The sequence below is a fragment of the Priestia sp. 53B2 genome, from assembly GCF_056099005.1.
On sequence record NZ_JBLZXA010000008.1, the window covers coordinates 494,276 to 514,077 of the forward strand.

Annotated in this window: 20 protein-coding genes and 1 other annotated feature; all 20 genes read right to left on the bottom strand. The window is 38.8% G+C overall.

Annotation, left to right across the window (positions count from 1 at the left end; all coding sequences use genetic code 11):
- Positions 1-68 precede the first annotated feature (68 nt).
- The gene (locus ACN6NE_RS05860; RefSeq protein WP_025750364.1) at positions 69-1,376 is read right to left on the bottom strand and encodes a uracil-xanthine permease family protein; all 1,308 of its coding nucleotides are present in this window, start codon (positions 1,374-1,376) and stop codon (positions 69-71) included.
- Positions 1,377-1,532: 156 nt separating this feature from the next.
- A complete protein-coding gene (gene pyrR / locus ACN6NE_RS05865; RefSeq protein ID WP_013058940.1) occupies positions 1,533-2,075 on the bottom strand; it encodes a bifunctional pyr operon transcriptional regulator/uracil phosphoribosyltransferase PyrR in 543 nt (180 codons plus the stop codon).
- Between the two features lie 191 nt (positions 2,076-2,266).
- Positions 2,267-3,181 (bottom strand): RluA family pseudouridine synthase, encoded by a 915-nt coding sequence (locus tag ACN6NE_RS05870; protein WP_013058941.1) that lies wholly within the window; start codon positions 3,179-3,181, stop codon positions 2,267-2,269.
- A complete protein-coding gene (gene lspA, locus ACN6NE_RS05875) occupies positions 3,178-3,645 on the bottom strand; it encodes a signal peptidase II (RefSeq protein ID WP_075419512.1) in 468 nt (155 codons plus the stop codon). Before lspA ends, ACN6NE_RS05870 begins: the two co-directional genes overlap by 4 nt.
- Before the next feature lie 80 nt (positions 3,646-3,725).
- Positions 3,726-4,013 (bottom strand): conjugal transfer protein TraR, encoded by a 288-nt coding sequence (locus tag ACN6NE_RS05880; RefSeq protein WP_013058943.1) that lies wholly within the window; start codon positions 4,011-4,013, stop codon positions 3,726-3,728.
- A 170-nt stretch (positions 4,014-4,183) separates the two neighbouring features.
- Positions 4,184-6,949, bottom strand: a complete 2,766-nt coding sequence (gene ileS, locus ACN6NE_RS05885) for an isoleucine--tRNA ligase (RefSeq protein WP_129704547.1) — start codon at positions 6,947-6,949, stop codon at positions 4,184-4,186.
- Between the two features lie 71 nt (positions 6,950-7,020).
- Positions 7,021-7,241: a binding site (T-box leader), on the bottom strand.
- 69 nt (positions 7,242-7,310) lie between these two features.
- The gene (locus ACN6NE_RS05890; RefSeq protein ID WP_013058945.1) at positions 7,311-7,805 is read right to left on the bottom strand and encodes a DivIVA domain-containing protein; all 495 of its coding nucleotides are present in this window, start codon (positions 7,803-7,805) and stop codon (positions 7,311-7,313) included.
- A gap of 84 nt (positions 7,806-7,889) precedes the next feature.
- Positions 7,890-8,663, bottom strand: a complete 774-nt coding sequence (locus ACN6NE_RS05895; RefSeq protein ID WP_474324866.1) for a YlmH family RNA-binding protein — start codon at positions 8,661-8,663, stop codon at positions 7,890-7,892.
- 51 nt (positions 8,664-8,714) lie between these two features.
- Complete coding sequence (locus tag ACN6NE_RS05900) at positions 8,715-8,984, bottom strand: YggT family protein (RefSeq protein WP_013058947.1); 270 nt, start codon at positions 8,982-8,984, stop codon at positions 8,715-8,717.
- A gap of 3 nt (positions 8,985-8,987) precedes the next feature.
- Positions 8,988-9,452 (bottom strand): cell division protein SepF, encoded by a 465-nt coding sequence (locus tag ACN6NE_RS05905; protein WP_045290211.1) that lies wholly within the window; start codon positions 9,450-9,452, stop codon positions 8,988-8,990.
- Positions 9,453-9,468: 16 nt separating this feature from the next.
- A complete protein-coding gene (locus tag ACN6NE_RS05910) occupies positions 9,469-10,152 on the bottom strand; it encodes a YggS family pyridoxal phosphate-dependent enzyme (RefSeq protein WP_129704550.1) in 684 nt (227 codons plus the stop codon).
- Between the two features lie 7 nt (positions 10,153-10,159).
- Entirely contained in the window at positions 10,160-10,981 is an 822-nt protein-coding gene (pgeF, locus tag ACN6NE_RS05915; protein ID WP_129704552.1) for a peptidoglycan editing factor PgeF, read from the bottom strand.
- A 74-nt stretch (positions 10,982-11,055) separates the two neighbouring features.
- Positions 11,056-11,310: a YlmC/YmxH family sporulation protein gene (locus tag ACN6NE_RS05920; protein ID WP_013058951.1), complete on the bottom strand. Its 255-nt coding sequence runs from the start codon at positions 11,308-11,310 to the stop codon at positions 11,056-11,058.
- A gap of 348 nt (positions 11,311-11,658) precedes the next feature.
- Complete coding sequence (gene sigG / locus ACN6NE_RS05925; RefSeq protein WP_013058952.1) at positions 11,659-12,438, bottom strand: RNA polymerase sporulation sigma factor SigG; 780 nt, start codon at positions 12,436-12,438, stop codon at positions 11,659-11,661.
- Between the two features lie 148 nt (positions 12,439-12,586).
- Positions 12,587-13,306 (bottom strand): RNA polymerase sporulation sigma factor SigE, encoded by a 720-nt coding sequence (sigE, locus tag ACN6NE_RS05930; protein ID WP_013058953.1) that lies wholly within the window; start codon positions 13,304-13,306, stop codon positions 12,587-12,589.
- Positions 13,307-13,336: 30 nt separating this feature from the next.
- Positions 13,337-14,260, bottom strand: coding sequence for a sigma-E processing peptidase SpoIIGA (gene spoIIGA, locus ACN6NE_RS05935; protein ID WP_013084851.1), 924 nt, complete (start codon positions 14,258-14,260; stop codon positions 13,337-13,339).
- Positions 14,261-14,536: 276 nt separating this feature from the next.
- A complete protein-coding gene (gene ftsZ / locus ACN6NE_RS05940) occupies positions 14,537-15,694 on the bottom strand; it encodes a cell division protein FtsZ (protein ID WP_013058955.1) in 1,158 nt (385 codons plus the stop codon).
- A gap of 41 nt (positions 15,695-15,735) precedes the next feature.
- A complete protein-coding gene (gene ftsA / locus ACN6NE_RS05945; protein ID WP_129704556.1) occupies positions 15,736-17,031 on the bottom strand; it encodes a cell division protein FtsA in 1,296 nt (431 codons plus the stop codon).
- A 426-nt stretch (positions 17,032-17,457) separates the two neighbouring features.
- Positions 17,458-18,216: a cell division protein FtsQ/DivIB gene (locus tag ACN6NE_RS05950; RefSeq protein ID WP_025750373.1), complete on the bottom strand. Its 759-nt coding sequence runs from the start codon at positions 18,214-18,216 to the stop codon at positions 17,458-17,460.
- Positions 18,217-18,369: 153 nt separating this feature from the next.
- A complete protein-coding gene (murB, locus tag ACN6NE_RS05955) occupies positions 18,370-19,275 on the bottom strand; it encodes a UDP-N-acetylmuramate dehydrogenase (protein ID WP_025750374.1) in 906 nt (301 codons plus the stop codon).
- Between the last annotated feature and the right edge of the window lie 527 nt (positions 19,276-19,802).

The window sequence follows — 19,802 nt, forward strand, 5'->3', positions numbered from 1 at the left end:
AAGCTTCGTCTATAACGCGCTTTTCACACACCCTTAGAAACCTCTCTGGATTTCAATTAAAAGGCGTTCTATGAAATTTTTCGTGCTGACGTTTGTTGAACGTTTTCTGCTTCTTTTATCTTCTCTTTCGGCAGAACTAGATTCAGCAGAACTCCCATGATAGCAGACAGTGCCATGCTATCAATCTTTACATGTTCTGAGATATCTAAGTGTGCTCCTCCGATTCCTAACACTAAGATAATTGAAGCAATCATTAAGTTTCGTTTTGATCCAAGGTCTACCTTTGCATCCACCATCATGCGCAAGCCTGATGAAGCAATGATTCCGAATAAGAGAATTGAAATCCCGCCCATGACCGGCGTTGGTATACTTGAAATAAGAGCGTTGATTTTGCCGACAAACCCGAACAAAATCGCGAAGACTGCTGCTCCTGCTATCACAAATACGCTAAGCACCTTTGTGATGGCTAACACTCCGATGTTCTCACCGTATGTTGTATTTGGCGGTCCGCCGATCAGCGCAGCAAGCATAGTTGCTACTCCGTCTCCTAAAATCGATCTGTGCAGCCCTGGCTTTTCAATATAGTTTCGATCCACAATCTTATTTAAGACGAGAATGTGTCCGATATGTTCTGAGAGTGTTACGACTGCTACAGGTACCATGATAAGCACAATCCCTAATGAAATGGACGGCGTGTATGTGACAAACGGCACGTAGAAGTGAGGTACTTCAATCCACTCTGCTTTCACTACCTTTGAAAAGTCTACCAATCCTTGTGTATAAGCGAAGATGTATCCGCCGATAATTCCCATCAGTACCGGAATCAGGCTGATAATGTTTTTAAAGAAGATTGAGCAAGCAACTGTTATCGCTAGTGTCACAAGCGCAACCATCAGGTAAGTTAAGCTGTAATTTCCTTTTGCATCGTTCATAGCCATGCCTACTGCTGTATTAGCTAGTCCTAAGCCTATAACCATAATAACTGGTCCTACTACAACCGGAGGAAGCAGCTTCATAATCCAATTAATTCCTGTTCCTTTTATAATCAAAGCAACAATTCCATAAACAAGTCCGGCTAAGAAACAGCCAACCATTGTTTCTTCAGGTCCAAACGAAGCTTTTGCGAAAATGATTGGCGTGATGAACGCGAACGATGAACCAAGATAAGAAGGAATTTGACCTCTTGTAATGAGCAGGAAAGCAAGCGTTCCTACCCCGCTTGAAATCAAAGCAATTGCCGGGCTGAACCCGACTAGGAACGGCACTAACACCGTCGACCCAAACATTGCAAACAAATGCTGTAGACTCAATGTTAACCAATTTACTGCTTTTGGTTTATCATGTATATCAAGTACAAAATCTCGTTGTTGACTCATATGTTTTTCCTCCTATCACTATTAAAAAACCTCTTTACGCAGAGGCAAAGAGGTTTTCAGCATACAAGGAAGACGCTATACCGCAGTATAGTTTTCCTCGTATAGTGACCCCCCTTTTGCAGCCTCACGGGACTACCATTTAAAAGGGTATATAATTTATTTTTCGTAAATAGACACGTGGTCTTTTTCGTCTACTTCCATTAAATGCACCGCAATTTTTTCACTTTTAGCTGTCGGTACGTTTTTGCCAACATAGTCTGCTCGAATCGGCAGCTCGCGGTGCCCTCTATCCACTAAAACAGCCAGCTGAATGAGTTCAGGTCGGCCGATATCAATCAGTGCATCAAGTGCTGCTCGAACCGTACGGCCCGTATATAACACATCGTCTACTAAGATGACGTTCTTATTTGCAATATCTGTCGGAATATCTGATCCTTTTACGAGAGGCTCATCATTGCTTGTCACTTTCGATAAATCATCTCGGTAAAGCGTGATGTCTAGTTCTCCGACTGGCAATGTATTTCCTTCAATTTGTGCAATTCGTTCTGCTAAACGTTTTGCGATATAAATACCTCGCGTTTTAATCCCCACTAGCACACAATTTTCGATTCCTTTATTCTTTTCAATAATCTCATGTGCAATTCGAGTTAAAGCGCGGCGAATAGCCTGTTCGTCAAGTACGGTAGCTTTTACGTTCACTGTTTTTCACCTCAAGTTGTTGACATAAAAAAATCCTCTTGCCTTGAGGCAAGAGGATTTGGTTTTAGACATATTTCTTCAAAAAGGCTATAAGTATGCCTTTTCTGCACCGTTTCCTTCTCAGCCTCTCTGGACTGTTCTTAAAGGTTCTTATTAAGTTAATACAAGTATGCCATCACTTATGGCAGTTGTCAACTTCTTTTTTCAATAAGCTCTAGCATCTCATTAAACTCTTTTGGAGCCGGTGCTTCAAATTCCATATATTCATTTGTACGAGGGTGAATAAAGCCTAATACACCTGCATGAAGCGCTTGTCCGTCAATCGGAAGCGTTTTTTTCGGTCCGTACTTCGGATCCCCGGCAAGCGGAAAGCCAATATACTTCATATGAACGCGAATTTGGTGTGTTCGCCCCGTTTCTAGCTTACATTCGACTAGTGAAAAATCTTTAAAACGCTGCAATACAGTAAAGTGCGTCACTGCATCACGACTGTTTTCATCAGTCACCGTCATGCTTTGACGATCTTGCTTATCTCGCCCGATTGGCGCATCAATTGTACCGTGATCATGCGCAATTACTCCGTGAACGATAGCTTTATAACGACGCGTCACTGTTTTAGCTACAAGCTGACTAACTAGTGATTCATGAGCTAAATCATTTTTTGCAACCATAAGTAAACCGGATGTATCTTTATCAATTCGATGAACGATACCAGGGCGCATAACGCCGTTAATACCGGATAAATCTTTACAGTGAGCCATTAGGCCGTTTACAAGCGTGCCGCTATGATGACCAGGAGCTGGATGTACAACCATGCCGCGAGGTTTATTTACAACAAGCACATCTTGATCTTCATAATAAATATCTAAATCCATTTCTTCCGCTACCACATCAAGCTCTTCTAGTTCCGGCACTTCGATAATAATAGCGTCTCCTGTTTTACATTTATAGTTTCCTTTGACGGTTTTATCGTTCACTTTTGCGTGACCTTCTTTAATCCACTGCTGCACTTGTGAACGTGACCATTCTGCATTTACAGTCGAAAGTACTTTATCAATACGTTCTCCTGCTTGTTCTTCATTTATAACTGTTTCAATTACATTCATTCTTTGTGCTCCTTCTTCATTTTCCCTTCAAACAGCGTCATAATAAACATGATAATTACTCCGACGACAAGTGCCGAATCAGCTACGTTAAAAATCGGAAAATCATACGTAAAGATGTATGTATTTACGAAATCAACTACTTCTTTACGGACCACTCGATCAATAAAGTTTCCAATGGCGCCGCCTAACATTAATGCTAGCGCAATACCGAACCATTTATCTTGTTTTTTGAGCTTTTGAATATAAATTATTAAACCGACTACCACAACCACCGTAATGAGATAAAAGAACCACATCTGTCCTTGTAAAATCCCCCACGCGGCTCCTCTATTACGATGAGAGGTAATGTAAAGAAAGTTTTCAATTACGGTGATGCTTTGTCCATAATACATTTCTTTTACAATCATCCATTTTGTTACCTGATCAATAAGTATAACAACTAAAGCGATAAGATAATAAAACACAAACGTTTTCCTCCCGCAATAAAATCAAACGAATCCATACTAAAGCATTTTAGCACATAATTCATTTTTTTTCTCGCTTCTCACCATAAAACAAATAAATCTTCATTTGTGCGGGCCGTCGGCATTACTTTTAATTTATGAATAGACATCACTTCGCCGGTTAGTTCATCAATTCCGAACGCACCAACGTCAAGCTTTGCTAACGCGTGTTCTACATCTTTTAAATCGGCTTTAATCATTTCTATTACATAACGTTCCTTTTCATCTATATAACCAGATTGTTCTGTAGCATATCTCACTAGGCGATCTTGTAATTCTTCTTTAATAAGAGCTAATTCCTGTCCAATGGAAAGATAATTTTCATACATGCAAACGCCTCCTGTGCTGATAAGATGAAGTATTAATGATGTTAGTTTTACCGAGTTTTCCATCGAATCTACAACACAAGTTTTTCCTAAGGCTTTAAATACTTTATACCATTGTATTTGGGAATTTCGTACAGCAAAAAACACGCCCAAAAAGGACGTGTTTTTGTTAATTACTGCTGAACGTAGTGATTTTTTACAACATCCGCACAGCGTGTACATAAAGTCGGGTGATCTTGATCTTCGCCAACTGTTGGTGATACAACCCAGCAGCGCTCACACTTCTCACCTTCTGCTTTACTTACAACAATTGAAGCATAGCTGAATTTTTGTGCTTCAGCAGGTGCTTCACCTTCTGCTACCTCAAGATCTGAAACGATGAAGAGTTGACCTACATTTTCAGAAATAGATGCTAACAGCTCTTTTGTATCTGCTGTTGGATACAGCGTTAATTTTGCTTCTAAAGACTTACCAATTACTTTTTCATTACGAGCCTGTTCTAGCGCTTTTAATACTTCATCACGAAGCTCCATGAACGCATCCCATTTCTCTACTAATTGATCTGCTCCTTCAATTTCTTGAACCTCTGGCATATCAACTAGCTGCACGCTTTCTTCCGTTACATTTGGAACGTGAACCCATACTTCGTCTGCTGTATGAGAAAGAATTGGAGACACTAATTTCGTTAACGATAATAACGTTTCATAAAGGACCGTTTGAATGCTGCGACGCTCTACATTATTTTCTGCTTCGATGTACAATACATCTTTTGCAAAGTCTAAGTAGAATGAACTCATATCAATTGTACAGAAATTATGCACTGCGTGATAAATGCTTGAGAATTCATATGAATCATAAGATTTTTTCACTTTATCAATTAATTTGTTCAGCTTCACAAGCATGTAGCGGTCTACTTCACGAAGGTCTTCAACGGCTACAGCATCAGTTGTTGGATTAAAGTCCGCTAAGTTTCCTAGTAAGAAACGGAACGTGTTGCGGATTTTACGATATACTTCTGCTACTTGTTTTAAAATGTTATCAGATACACGAACATCAGCTTGGTAATCTACAGAAGCTACCCATAAACGTAAAATATCTGCACCTAGTTGTTTCATTACTTTTTCTGGAATTACAACGTTTCCTAATGACTTACTCATTTTGCGACCTTCACCGTCTAAAGCAAATCCGTGGCTAAGTACCCCTTTATAAGGTGCTTCACCCGTTACAGCTACACTTGTAGAAAGACTTGAATTAAACCAGCCGCGGTATTGGTCAGAACCTTCTAAATACAAATCAGCCGGACGCTGTAAGTCTTCACGTTCTTCAAGAACAGCTTGATGTGAAGAGCCAGAGTCAAACCATACGTCCATGATGTCTGTTTCTTTTGTGAAGCGGCCATTTGGGCTTCCTTCATGAGTAAAGCCTTCTGGAAGCAAGTCTTTTGCTTCACGCTCAAACCATACGTTTGATCCATGTTCTCTAAATAGATTTGATACGTGTTCGATTGTTTCGTCCGTAATGATTGGCTCATCATTTTCAGCATAAAATACTGGAATCGGAACGCCCCATGCACGTTGACGAGAAATACACCAGTCTCCGCGGTCACGCACCATGTTATAAAGTCGCGTTTCACCCCAAGTAGGCACCCATTTTGTTTTTTCTACTGCTTTTAATAAATCTTCACGGAAATCTTTAATAGACGCAAACCACTGCGCCGTTGCACGGAAAATTGTTGGTTTCTTTGTACGCCAGTCATGTGGGTATGAGTGGGTAATGAAACTTAATTTTAACAGCGCGCCTTCTTCTTCTAGTTTGTCTGTAATCGGCTTATTCGCTTTATCATAGAATAATCCTTCAAATCCTGGTGCTTCATTCGTCATATGACCCTTACTGTCGACTGGACAAAGAACTTCCAAACCGTATTTTTGACCAACGATAAAGTCGTCTTCCCCGTGTCCCGGTGCTGTATGAACGCACCCAGTACCAGCATCCGTTGTTACGTGATCGCCAAGAACAACTAAAGAATCACGCTTGTAGATAGGATGCTCAGCTACAACACGCTCAAGTTCTGAACCTTTTACCGTACGAAGCGTCTTATAGTCAGTCCATTCAATTTCTTTAGCAACTGTTTCAATCAGTTCAGTTGCCACTACATATTTCGCTCCATCTGCTTCAACTACGCTGTACTGAAGCTCAGGATTGACAGCAATCCCTTGGTTAGCTGGCATTGTCCATGGTGTTGTCGTCCAAATGATGAATTTTTCATCTTGTTCAAGCACACCTTTACCATCTTTTACGTTAAACGCTACGTAAATAGAAGCTGAACGCTTGTCATAGTATTCGATTTCCGCCTCTGCTAAAGCAGATTCACTTGAAGGGGACCAGTACACAGGTTTTAACCCTTTGTAGATGTAGCCTTTTTTCGCCATGTCACCAAACACTTTGATTTGCTGCGCTTCGTACTGCGGCTGAAGCGTTACATATGGATTATCCCAATCTCCGCGTACGCCTAAACGTTTAAACTGCTCACGCTGGCCGTTTACTTGTTCCCAAGCATACTGTTCGCAAAGCTTACGGAACTCAGCTACCGTCATTTCTTTGCGGTTTACTTTTTTATTTTTTGTTAAAGCTGTTTCAATTGGCAAACCGTGTGTATCCCAGCCTGGTACATAAGGTGCGCAGAAGCCTGACATCGACTTATAGCGAACGATAAAATCTTTTAAAATTTTATTTAATGCATGTCCCATGTGAATATCGCCATTCGCATATGGAGGTCCATCATGCAGGACAAATAACGGACGGCCTTCCGTACGTTTTTGTACTTTTTCATAAATATTCATTTCAGCCCACTGTTCTTGCATTTTAGGCTCGCGGTTCGGTAAATTTCCACGCATCGGAAATTCAGTTTTTGGCATCAATAATGTATCTTTATATTCCATGTTTTACCCTCCAAAAAAAAACGTAAATTTCATATCTTTTTGTACCATAACAAAAAGACCTCCTCATCCCAAAAAGGGACGAGAAGGCCTCCCGCGGTACCACCCTAGTAGATTTGCTGCACGCAAATCCTCTTTGCATTCGTAACGTGAATAAACCGCCACTGCTTACTATCATCAGTTCAGCAATGGTACTCTAGGGTGATTTTCACTTTTTTATTTGTTATCGAGCTCGCACCATCCTCGATTCGCTTTGACAAACTAAAAAAGCTACTGTCCCTGTCTCCGTACTGTTTGATATGAAATTTCATCTGTTACCAAATTATATGACAACAAAACGTGAGAAGTCAAGATGATGTCTTGACTAGTCAATTTTTTCTTCTAGCGCTGGCATCTCATAATCCATCAACTGATCCCAGTCGTCGCTGTTTAACATTTCAAGCTGTGCTTCGATTAACATTTTGAAACGAGTTCTAAATACTTTAGACTGCTTTTTCGTCTCCTCAATGTCCATCGCAATTTTACGAGACTTAGACAGTGCTTCATTAATAATGCGGTCCGCATTTTTTTCTGCTTCTTTTATAATGAGCTTCGCTTCTTTTTCAGCGTTTCGCTTCACATCTTCCGCTGCTTCTTGAGCAATTAAAATTGATTTATTTAACGTTTCTTCGATGTTAGTAAAATGTCCAAGACGATCTGTTAATTCAGATACTCTTCCTTCTAACTCCTTTTTATCACGCATTACCAGCTCATAGTCTTTAATTACTTGGTCAAGAAACTCATTTACTTCATCTTCATCATATCCGCGAAACCCGCGATTAAACTCTTTGTTATGAATATCCAAAGGGGTTAAAGGCATCTAGGCCACCTCCGTGTTGTCTCATTACATCATTAGTAATGGTTTATTCGACATATTTTTAAAATTTCCTGCTAGTAGATTTCTTTATTTCTGCTTTCCTACAACAATTCGCCATTTTTCTTTTTTGGTTTTGCCTTCAAGCGAAACGATACGACTTCTGCCGTGACCACGAAGTGACAAAATATCACCTTCATGACATTCAAAAGAAGGCTGTTCAATGACTTTAAAATTTACTTTTACCGCTCCATTTGCAATAAACGGCTGGACTTTTTGTCTTGATAAATTGTGAATGGTCGACAGCAAAACATCAAGCCTCATTGAAGAAACTGTATAAACGTGTTCAATCAGCTCTTCTTTTACCACATGTAGCTGCTCTCTTTGAATAGAAGAAAGTGAAACTTTGGCTTTTCCAATTGATGTTAAATTCATCTCAATATAAGAAGAAATTTCCTCTGCAGCTACAAGCTGAATATCGTCTCCCGCGACCAAAATATCGCCAAATTTTGAACGGCGCAGTCCTAAGGACATCGCCGAACCAAGAACTTGAGGATGTTCAATCGTCACAAACTTTTTAGGATAATTGAGCTCGTACATATGCAACTGAAAATCTTCGCTTTCAGGTACATAGTAATCCGGATATAGCAGCGCACGCTTGCGTTCAGCAAACGGTTGTCCACCATCAAATGAAACTTGAACCTCTCCTTCAGTCCCGACAATAGCCGTCAAAATCTGCTGTTCTCTTGGATCTAAAAAGTCCGTTAATTTTGGGCTGTATTGATGTAGGACATCTTCTTTCCACTGAAGAACCTGGTCAATAAATCCATGTTCTTCTTGTCTAAAATGTTCATAAATAGACATATTATTACTCCTACTATTGGTATGTAAAAAAGGAATCCAGCGATTCCTTTTTTAAATAAAACCCACCACATTATTAAGTGAATACACGCCTCTTTCCGCAAATCGCAATAAAAAGATTGCGACAAGCGGTGAAATATCAATCATGCCAATAGGTGGAATGATTTTACGAAAAGGCTCTAAGTAAGGCTCACAAATACTGCCAAGCAGCTGACCAAACTTAGACGCCCTTACATCGGGTACCCAAGACATCAAAATGTAAATAATCAGTGCCCATGAGTAAAGCCCAATCAATTTTCCAAGAATCCCAAAAACGATGTCCAAAAACTACCACCTCTTTACGTTTGTTGTATCATGTTCTCCCATCATATCTGAAATGCTTCCGCTTACGTCTACATTATCAGGTGTACATAAAAAGATGTCGGTTCCAATTTTTTGAATGTCCCCGCCTAAAGCATAAACTGTACCACTTAAAAAGTCGACAATTCTCACTGCTTGATCTCGTTGAATGCGCTGTAAATTCACAACTACGACTTTACGATTTTTTAAATGATCCGTAATTTCTTGTGCTTCGGCATAGACGCGAGGTTCGCAAAGCATCATTTTTGATGATTTTTGAACGCTTTGCAAGCTAATCACATTTTGCTGCTGATTCGGCTGCTGACTAGCTTTCGCTGGTCTCGACTGCTGTACAGGCTCTTCTACCGACTCTTCTTGTTCGTAATGTTCTTCTACATATTCAGTATCGTCATCAAGAGCAAAAAAACTTCTAAAGCGATTTTTCATACTCATCTTGAATTACACCTCCTTAACGTTCATTCCCAACTAACGTAGTTCCTAGTCGAATGAATGTTGCTCCTTCTTCAATTGCAATTGCATAATCGTTTGACATTCCCATTGATAGCTCTGTACACGGTGCATATGGCAAATTTAGTTCTTGTATGCGATTCTGCAATTTCTTTAGACCTTTAAAACAGCTGCGAAGCGTAGACTCATCATCTGTGTGAGGAGCCATTGTCATCAATCCGACCACTTGGATATTTGCAAATGCTTCAAGAGATTGAATAAATGGAATTACATCTTCTATAGCAAGGCCATGCTTTGATTGTTCTTCGGCAACATTAACTTGTACAAAACATTTTATACGATGTTCTGCACGTTTATCAATTTCTTTTGCTAAAGATAATCGGTCTAGTGAATGAATATAGTCAACTTTATCAATCACATTTTTTACTTTTCTTGTTTGTAAGCTTCCGATAAAATGCCAGGTCGCTTTCTCACCGATTGATTCATACTTTTCTAGAAGACCTTCATCCCTGTTTTCTCCGAGATGTAAAATGCCTGCATCCACTGCTTCTGCTGCTCGTTTTATGGAAACGTATTTTGTTACAGCAATCAGCTCTACATCTTCTCGATTTCGATTAACTTTTTTACACGCTTCAGCAATTGTTTGTTGAACTGCTTCTAGATTTTCACTTACGCTAGCTGTCACTATGTAATTACTCCTCCTTAAAGCCTATGAAGTTAAACATGCGTCCTGTTTTCCCTTGGTCGCGGCGATGTGAGAAGAACAGGTCATCTTCACAGCTTGTACAATACGACGATGTTAAAATTCGTTCCGGCAATACGCCTGCGTTTTGAATCAACAGCTTATTGACTTTTTTTAAATTAAGCGCGTATTGTCCAGGGCTTACTTCTTGATATCCACTTTGGCCAATTACTTCGTTTACTTGTGTAATGACGCGGTTATCGACAACATAACAGCAATCTTCAATCGAAGGGCCAATCGCCACGTAAATATCTTCAATCGGAACATTTTCTTGCTCTACCCAACGTCGAATCATATTTCCTGCAATATTTTTTACTGTTCCCTTCCACCCAGCATGAGCTAGACCAACTAAATGGTGATCAGGCGCATAGAAGTACAGCGGAACACAATCTGCATAACATAAAGCTAACAAAATATCAGATTCATTTGTATAAATGCCATCCGTTGCTTTTATGCCCTCTTCATACTTGTAGAGTCCTTTTGCACAGTCGGCTTTTGTTACTTTTTGAACAGTTGCTTCATGTACTTGTTCAGCACATACAAAGCTTTCAAAAGACATGTCTAGTTCGGCTGCTAAAATTTTTCTATTTGTAATAACATCTTCTACGTTATCGTTTACGTGAAGCCCTAGGTTAAAAGAAGCAAATGGAGGTTTACTCACGCCATCATTTTTTGTGGTGAAACCAGCAACAAGCATATCATTCTTTTCTACCCAAGGGCTCAGCCACATAAACGACTCGTGATGGCTTTTTTTTAATGGCTCAGGATTCATGTATGTGACACATCCCTTGTTTCATTTGTTCTCACATATTGTACCACAGATTGCTAGGTGCTGTTGACAAAAAACTAATTCTCTTCAGGCTGAAATGCGTCTTTATAACGTACTAAAATGACATCAGAACCAATTTTCACAATATTTTTCCACGGAATCACAATTTCATCATCTTTTCCAAAGAAGCCCAATACACGAGAACCTCCGATAATGACGGCCTGTATTTTTCCCGTTGTTAAGTCAATATCAATATCCCCTACATTTCCAAGTTTTTTGCCATCAGCTACATTCACTACATCTTTCAGCTGGAATTCTGAAATCTTTAACATGCTCTCTCCTCCTATAGCCAACTTTATTCCTTAGCCTATATATATTTTCAAATTTTCATTTCATGAAGGAAAAGCTTATTTTTTCTCTGCCATTCTCGTTCTATAGGCATTTTGTTCACTAATTACACAGCTTTTCATCAAGAGACATTCTCAACGAGTAGCTAGAAGTCCTCACAGCAATAGGAATTCTGATATGAATATCTTTTGGTCATGTATTATACATTGATACATACAAAATAAGCACCGTGTCTGTTTTTATAGACACGATGCTTATTAAGTTGAACATCAAATAAAGTGAATGGTATTAATTGTATGAACGCGAGCAGCTGCCAGTTTAGATAGCTTTTGTTAACTTTGAATATTTTTATTCATCTGTTTAATAGCAGCTTTTTCTAAACGAGAAACCTGCGCTTGAGAAATACCAATTTCTTCAGCCACTTCCATCTGTGTTTTACCTTGAAAGAAGCGCTTTCGCAAAATTAGTTTTTCTCGCTCGTTCAATCTTCTCATACCTTCTTGCAAAGCAATTTCTTCAATCCAAGTTGAATCACGGTTGCGTTCATCGCTTAGCTGATCCATGACATAAATTGGGTCTCCACCATCATTGTAGATAGGTTCAAATAGAGAAACCGGATCTTGGATAGCATCTAAAGCAAACACAATTTCTTCATGCGGCACTTCTAGGACTTTTGAAATTTCCTCAGCTGTAGGTTCCTTGGATGTTTCACTCATAAGCCTTTCACGAACTTGAAGAGCTTTATAAGCAATATCACGAAGGGAACGAGAAACACGGATTGGATTATTGTCACGTAAATAGCGGCGAATTTCCCCTATAATCATTGGGACAGCATATGTAGAAAACTTCACGTTTTGACTTAAATCAAAATTGTCAATGGATTTCATTAATCCAATACACCCAACTTGAAATAAGTCATCAACAAATTCTCCACGATTGTTAAAACGTTGGATCACGCTGAGTACGAGACGTAAATTTCCGCTTACTAGCTTTTCTCTTGCTGTTCCATCTCCAGCCTGCATTTGTTTAAACAACTTTCGCATTTCTTCATTTTTTAATACGGGAAGTTTCGAAGTATCTACTCCACAAATTTCTACTTTATTTCTTGTCAACTCTTTCCCTCCTAACAGGAGATGATGTTCTGAATTCAGTATCTCCTCAGAAGGAAAAAATATGCACTTTTACAATTCTGACAATTCTCCACTAAAAAAGCTGATTGTATAAGATGCTTCTCAGCCCTTATACAATCAGCTTTTTTACTTAAACCATTTTATTAAATTCTTTTCGCAGCCGTTTAATAATTCGTTTTTCAAGCCTTGAAATATAAGACTGAGAAATGCCTAGCATATCAGCTACATCTTTTTGCGTTTTTTCTTCTCCGCCGGCTAGCCCAAAGCGCAGCTCCATAATTTGCTTTTCACGATCATTTAATTGGTGCAGTGCTTTCAACAAAAGTTTTCTATCCACATTCGCTTCTAGGTCTTTTGTGATGATATCTTCTTCGGTTCCCATCACGTCAGATAATAGCAGTTCGTTTCCATCCCAATCAATATTTAACGGCTCATCAAATGAAACTTCAGATCGAATTTTGTTGTTGCGGCGCAAATACATTAAAATTTCATTTTCAATACAGCGAGAGGCGTACGTCGCTAGCTTAATTTTCTTTTCAGGATTAAACGTGTTTACTGCTTTAATTAAACCGATGGTGCCGATGCTAATTAAATCCTCAATATTGATTCCCGTATTTTCAAACTTGCGGGCAATATAAACAACAAGTCGCAAATTACGCTCAATCAACAGCGAACGTGCTGCTTCATCTCCTGATGGAAGTTTTTTTAAGAGCACTTCTTCTTCATCTTTTGTTAAAGGGGGTGGAAGAGCTTCACTTCCTCCTATATAGTACACTTCATCTGTTTTTAGCTTAAGTTTAATTAATAATTTGTACCACCATAATTGAAATCGAATTCGATATGTAGCCATTCTGTATCCTCCTTTATTTGTTCACACCTTTTACGATGCGGAACTTACTTCTCCAATAACAATAAGCTTCGGATGAACAATACACTCATATTGCTTCTCCACTGAAAGCGTTGTATGACTAATACCTACTAATACTTTAGTGACTTCAATCGTGTTGGACTGATGCACAAGCCTTACCATATCTGGCTTTAGAGCAAGCAGCAGCTGATTGGCTTGGCCCACGCTTCGATAAGGGACAAAGCGGACTTTTGAATACCACTCTTGATCAATATCTTCGCTGTGTGAAAAAGATTGGACATTTTTGCTTAATTCCATTAAGCCTTCAGGCAATATTTCTTTTAAAGAATCTGCTGTAACAATCATAACCGGGGTTTTCGTCAGCGGATCTACAAGCTGGTTTCCACTATCAATAAGTCCTTTCATCGACAGCGTCTGTTCGTTTAAAATAACTTCCACATCTACCAGCTGATCAAATGTAATATTTTTCATTCGCAAATCATCAACTCGTGCTTTTGAAAAATAAGATAATAGCGGAAAACCGATAAGAACAAATATCCAGCTAATAGGATCACCAAACTGTGGAGATTTCGTATCAACCATTTGATTAAGAACAAGGAACTGATCTTGAAATAAAAAGTGAACGCCCATTAATCCTCCACCCACAACAAAGGTTGCAAAATAAAACGTTAATAAATTCTCAAAGAAAAAGCGCAGTCGTTTATAACCAAACGTCATCAATACCATAAAAAAAGAGAATAAAATCTTAATAGCAGGGTGAACCATAAGATGAGAAAAAGGCGTAAACATAAGAAGGACAATCAATGAACCGATAAAGCCCCCAAGCAAAAGCCGCCACCACTTGTAATTCCGTTTAAGTACAACTGCACATAACATTAGTAAAATCGTATCTAACCCAAAATTCAGCATCCATATTAAATCTAAATAGATTGGCAATGTTTATAACCTCTCCATTCTTTCTGAATTTTTCTGTTAAAAATTAGTATATAGTACATCCTATTAGGAAGTCTGTCAGTTCATGCCGAGAAACAAGCAGTATTTTTGAGGAAATCATTCGATATTTGTCACACCACTTTTAGAAAGAAAACACAAACCCTTTGAAGGCATCATATTGACCATGTCGAATGTTTTTTATATTCTTTTGGAGTTTTCTAGCTTCATGGCATAAAAAAAGACCTCTGTATAAAACAGAGGTCTTGGCTTTTTATTTTCTTAGCGTCTACGATTACGGTTTCGTAAGAATGTTGGAATATCTAGCGCATCTTCAGACTGTGGCTGAGATGGACGCGTATATTCTTGCTGTACAGGTTCTTCACGCTTTACTTCACGCTTCGGCTGTGGAGCCGGCTGCTGTGTCGATTGCTGCATGCGATTCGCCGATAACGAAGGACGACCTGGTTTTGGCTGTGATAAATCTTGGTCACTAAATCCAGTTGCAATAACTGTAACAACAATCTCGTCTTTTAGGTTTTCGTTAATAACAGATCCAAAGATCATGTTCACTTCTTGGTCAGAAGCCGAAGCAACGATATCTGCAGCTTCTTGTACTTCGTAAAGACTTAGGTTTGTACCGCCTGTGATGTTCATTAATACACCTTGAGCTCCATCGATAGATGTTTCAAGAAGTGGACTTGAAATAGCTTTTTTAGCCGCTTCAGCAGCGCGGTTTTCACCAGTCGCAATACCGATCCCCATAAGTGCAGATCCTTTGTTAGACATAATTGTTTTCACGTCAGCGAAGTCTAAGTTAATTAATCCAGGAACTGCGATTAAATCTGAAATACCTTGCACACCTTGTCGCAATACGTTATCCGCTTCACGGAACGCTTCTAGCATTGGCGTGTTTTTATCAACGATTTCCAATAAGCGATCATTTGGAATAACAATCAGCGTGTCCACTGCTTCTTTCATTGACGCAATGCCGCCTGCCGCTTGAGTAGAACGCTTACGGCCTTCAAACGTAAACGGACGAGTAACAACACCTACCGTTAGTGCTCCTAGCTCACGAGCAATTTGGGCAATGACTGGAGCTGCACCAGTTCCAGTTCCTCCACCCATACCAGCTGTTACGAAAACCATATCTGCACCTTTTAGTGCTTCTTGGATTTGTTCCTTACTTTCTTCAGCTGCTTTTTTACCAACTTCTGGATTAGCACCTGCACCTAATCCTCTTGTTAATTTAGCGCCGATTTGCATTTTTGTTTCAGCTTTTGATAAATTTAATGCTTGTGCATCTGTATTAACTGCAATAAATTCTACACCTTGGACGCCATGTTCAATCATTCGGTTAACCGCGTTGTTACCGCCGCCTCCGACACCGATTACTTTAATCGTCGCTAATTGGTCTACACTTGTATCAAACTCCAACATGATAGTTCCTCCTAATTCTTCGAAATTACCAATCCGTAACGTTAATCAAAGAAGTATCCAAAAAACTTCTTCATTAAATTTTGGTCATTTTTCTTTTTCGGCTGCTCAGCTGATTGTTGCGGCTGCTGTGGTTTCGGGCTAGGTTTGATCATTTCTTTCTCAATCGGCTCTTCTTCCACAACTGGCGCTCCAATTTCCCGGCCTTGTATTTTAGCATTTTTGTATGCAAATTTTATTAATCCTACGCCTGTTGTATAATGCGGCTCACGTACTCCAATATAATCAGGCACTGCTATGCGCACGTTATTCTTTAAAATTACTTGAGCTAGCTCAAGAATACCAGGCATCGCTACTACTCCGCCTGTTAAAACAAATCCTCCTGGAATATCTTTGTATCCTAGGCGATTTACCTCTTGCGTAATCATATCTAAAATCTCTTCTAATCTAGCTTCAATAATATCAGAGATTTCGAGCTGATTAAACTGCTGATGCTGATCGCTTCCAATGATCGGTACACTAAATACTTCTTCTTCAGAAGCATGATCGTAGAAAGCATGTCCATGCTTTATCTTAATATTTTCCGCATCTTCAGTCGATGTGCGAAGGCCAATCGATAAATCCTTGGTAATGTGCTCTCCACCAACAGCTAGTACATTTGTTACTTTCAAATGTCCTTGGTCAAAGATCGCAACCGTTGTTGAACCTCCACCGATATCTACCAGTGCGACACCTAAGTTTTTTTCATCACGAGATAATGCAATTGAACCAGCGGCTAGAGGCTGTAAACAAATATCACTGATTTCTAAACCAGCTCTTTCTACACAGCGTAATAAGTTATGTAAAACCGTTCTAGATCCTGTTATGATTGTGCCTTCCATTTCTAAACGTACCCCAATCATACCTCTAGGATCGTTAATACCTTCTAAGCCATCTACAATAAATTGCTTTGGAATAACATCAATGATTTCACGATCTGGCGGGATAGACATGACTTGAGCAGCATCAATTACTCGATGAATATCTTCGTTTGTAATTTCACGATTCTCGCTTGACACGGCTACTACTCCGTGACAATCCTGTAAAAATACATGATTTCCGCTTATGCCCACTACAACCTTTTTAATTGTAATGCCTACCATTCGTTCAGCTTGTTCTACTGCTTTTCTAATAGATTGAACTGTTGCATCTATATCAACGATAGAACCTTTTTTTAGTCCGTGTGATTTAACATTCCCTACACCAATGATATTCAATGAATCGTTACTCATCTCTCCGATGATTACTTTCACACTGGATGTACCGATGTCTAAACTAACGTATATTTCATTGCTGTTCATTCTTTGGCACCTCCTTTTTCTTTCTGCACATGTCATCTTAATAAATTAAGAAGAACAACAATATTAATTTTTTATTATATGAAAATATTCAACAAATACATCTGTTTCCCTTTTGTAAAATCAATTTTTTTCAAGTTTTTCACAGACTTTATCTCTTTCAAAGAACAAAACGTTCTTGTTTTGACTTTTTTTTAGATTTAAGCCTAAAATTCACTGAAAAAAAGCTATTTAACTACAAGTCTACACTAAGATGTACACTGAGAAAAGCGAAACTTACCTAGAACAAATATTACATTTCCATTTCACAGCACCGGAGAAGAAAATCATATGTATGCAGAATACTTGCATGTGATTATACAATGTACAAGGGCTAGTTTGCCAGTCTCAACTCATCTATTTCCTTTAATTAACACTTATAAAAAATAATTACTGCTTGCTTTTTTTATAAGGTTTAAATGCATATCCTTCTTCTAAATCAATAATACCTTTTTGATCATCACTCAATTTACTTGCAATAGCTGGGTAATGAACAATTTTATCAGAGAAGTTGCTAATTTTTCCGCTTACTTCACGCGTATCATTCATAAATACCTCTATGTGAAGAGGTTCTGATTTTGTCGGCGCATAGTAAATCTCAGAAATAGCCCCTTTTATACTCTTAGGCGTTTTAGCTAACTCTTGAACCATGCTTTGTATAGCTTCTCCGTCTTTCCAGTCAATTAGCAACGGAGCGTCGGATGACACTTTCTTAGCACTTACTTCTTTTAAAACTTTTCCATTTTCATTCACAGGGAAATATTTATTCCCCGAGGTTACATATGCAATTCTTGCGTACTCTTTTACGTCGATTACGACCTTATTAGGAAATGTTTTGTGAATGACAGCTTCCTTCACCTCAGGGTTTTTTTCGACTTTTTCTTGAATTTGATCAGCATCAGCTTTCCAGTAGCTGGTTTTTTTGGACAGACCACTCGCTTTGACAATATCCTTATCACTTACATGTTTATTCCCTTGTACTTCAATGTTAGAAACATTACTCAGAGAAGATTGAGAATATACAATAAATAAAATAAGGATGAAAAAGAGTGATAAATACAAAATAAGCCGTCTATTTGCTTTTTGCTTTCGCTGTTCTTGTAGCTTCGGTACCCGATCTTCTAAAACAATTAACTTACCTTTTTCCATTTTTTTCACCCTTATCCATTTGAGAAAATAAACGAGGAATTACCATCTATTTATTTCCAATCTTTGCTTCATGAGAATATCCCCATTATAGCATAGAATAAACACATAAAAGCTACCTTTTCACGCATAACCATACAGCGACGGGCTGAGTAATTAGCGACCGATAATCTCAACTTCTGTATGAATATCAATATCGAATTTCTCTTTAATTGTTTTCTTAACGTGAGCAATTAAATTCAGCACGTCTGAAGCCGTTGCATCTCCTGTGTTGACAATGAAGTTCGCATGCTGCTCACTAATTTGCGCCCCGCCTACTGAAAAACCTTTTAAGTTGGACTTTTCAATTAAGTCTCCTGCATAACTTGGAAGTGGATTTCTAAAAATACTTCCCGCACAAGGGAAATTCCAAGGCTGTGTTTCGCGGCGATAGTCTTTATTTTTCTGCATGACCGCCACAATATCATCTTTCGTTCCCTTTTTCAAACGCAGCACGGCTTCTACACATACTCCAGGACGGTCTTTTTGTAGAATTGAATGACGATACGAAAATTGAAGCTCTTCATTTGTCAGCCACTCAAGAGTGCCATCTTCAAATAAAATCAGCGCTTTTTCGACTACATGAGACATATCAGAACCATGGGCACCTGCATTCATATAAACAGCGCCTCCCACAGATCCAGGAATTCCACTTGAAAACTCCAATCCAGACAGACCTTGTTTTGTAATAACTGTTGCAAGCTTGATGCTAGGGTATCCCCCACCTACAGTAACCGTCTCTCCATCTACTGTTAAATCATCTAATCCGGCTCCGAGCTTAATGACCACACCTTCAATTCCCTTATCAGAAACAAGAAGATTAGATCCTCGACCAATCGCTCTCCATTTCACGCCGTGTTTTTTAATAATATCCATTGTAACTTTTAAGTGATCAACAGAATCAGGTTCTACAAGCACATCTGCTGGACCACCAATTTTCATTGTTGTATGTTTTGCTAGCGGTTCATTTTCACGAACCTTTCCAATATTCGCTTCGACTAACTCTTTTACTAACGCTTCCATAAGAACCTCCTAAAACCCTCTTTGCTGTTATAAAACTTTCATGTCAATGCGCCCTTACTTCTAATGCATAAGAATAATAAGAACAGATTCATAACTAAGCAGCAGCACCTTGTAAGATACCTTTTTTCTACGAAGGCACTCTATTCTGTTGTCAATTTCATCATTTTTATTTATCGTATGACATTCACCCATAGAATGTACGTTCATCTGCTATATAAAGTAATTTTGATTGTTTTTTTATCGTTTTTCATTTAGAAGTTAAACACATGCTGACAGTCATTAAAAAACGCTACGCTCATAAGTGCACATACGTCCACCTAATCACTAAGGTAAAACATTTAACCTTACACATCATACCATAGTTGGACTCAAAATTGGTTATCACAACATTACATTTTAAAAACATTTCATACAAAAATATCATCTACCTGTAAAAAATCGAAAATAAACCGCCAACAAAATCCGGCGTGCACTTGGATTTAAGATGACGGTTTACTTCAGTAGACCATTGCCTACTTGACATTATA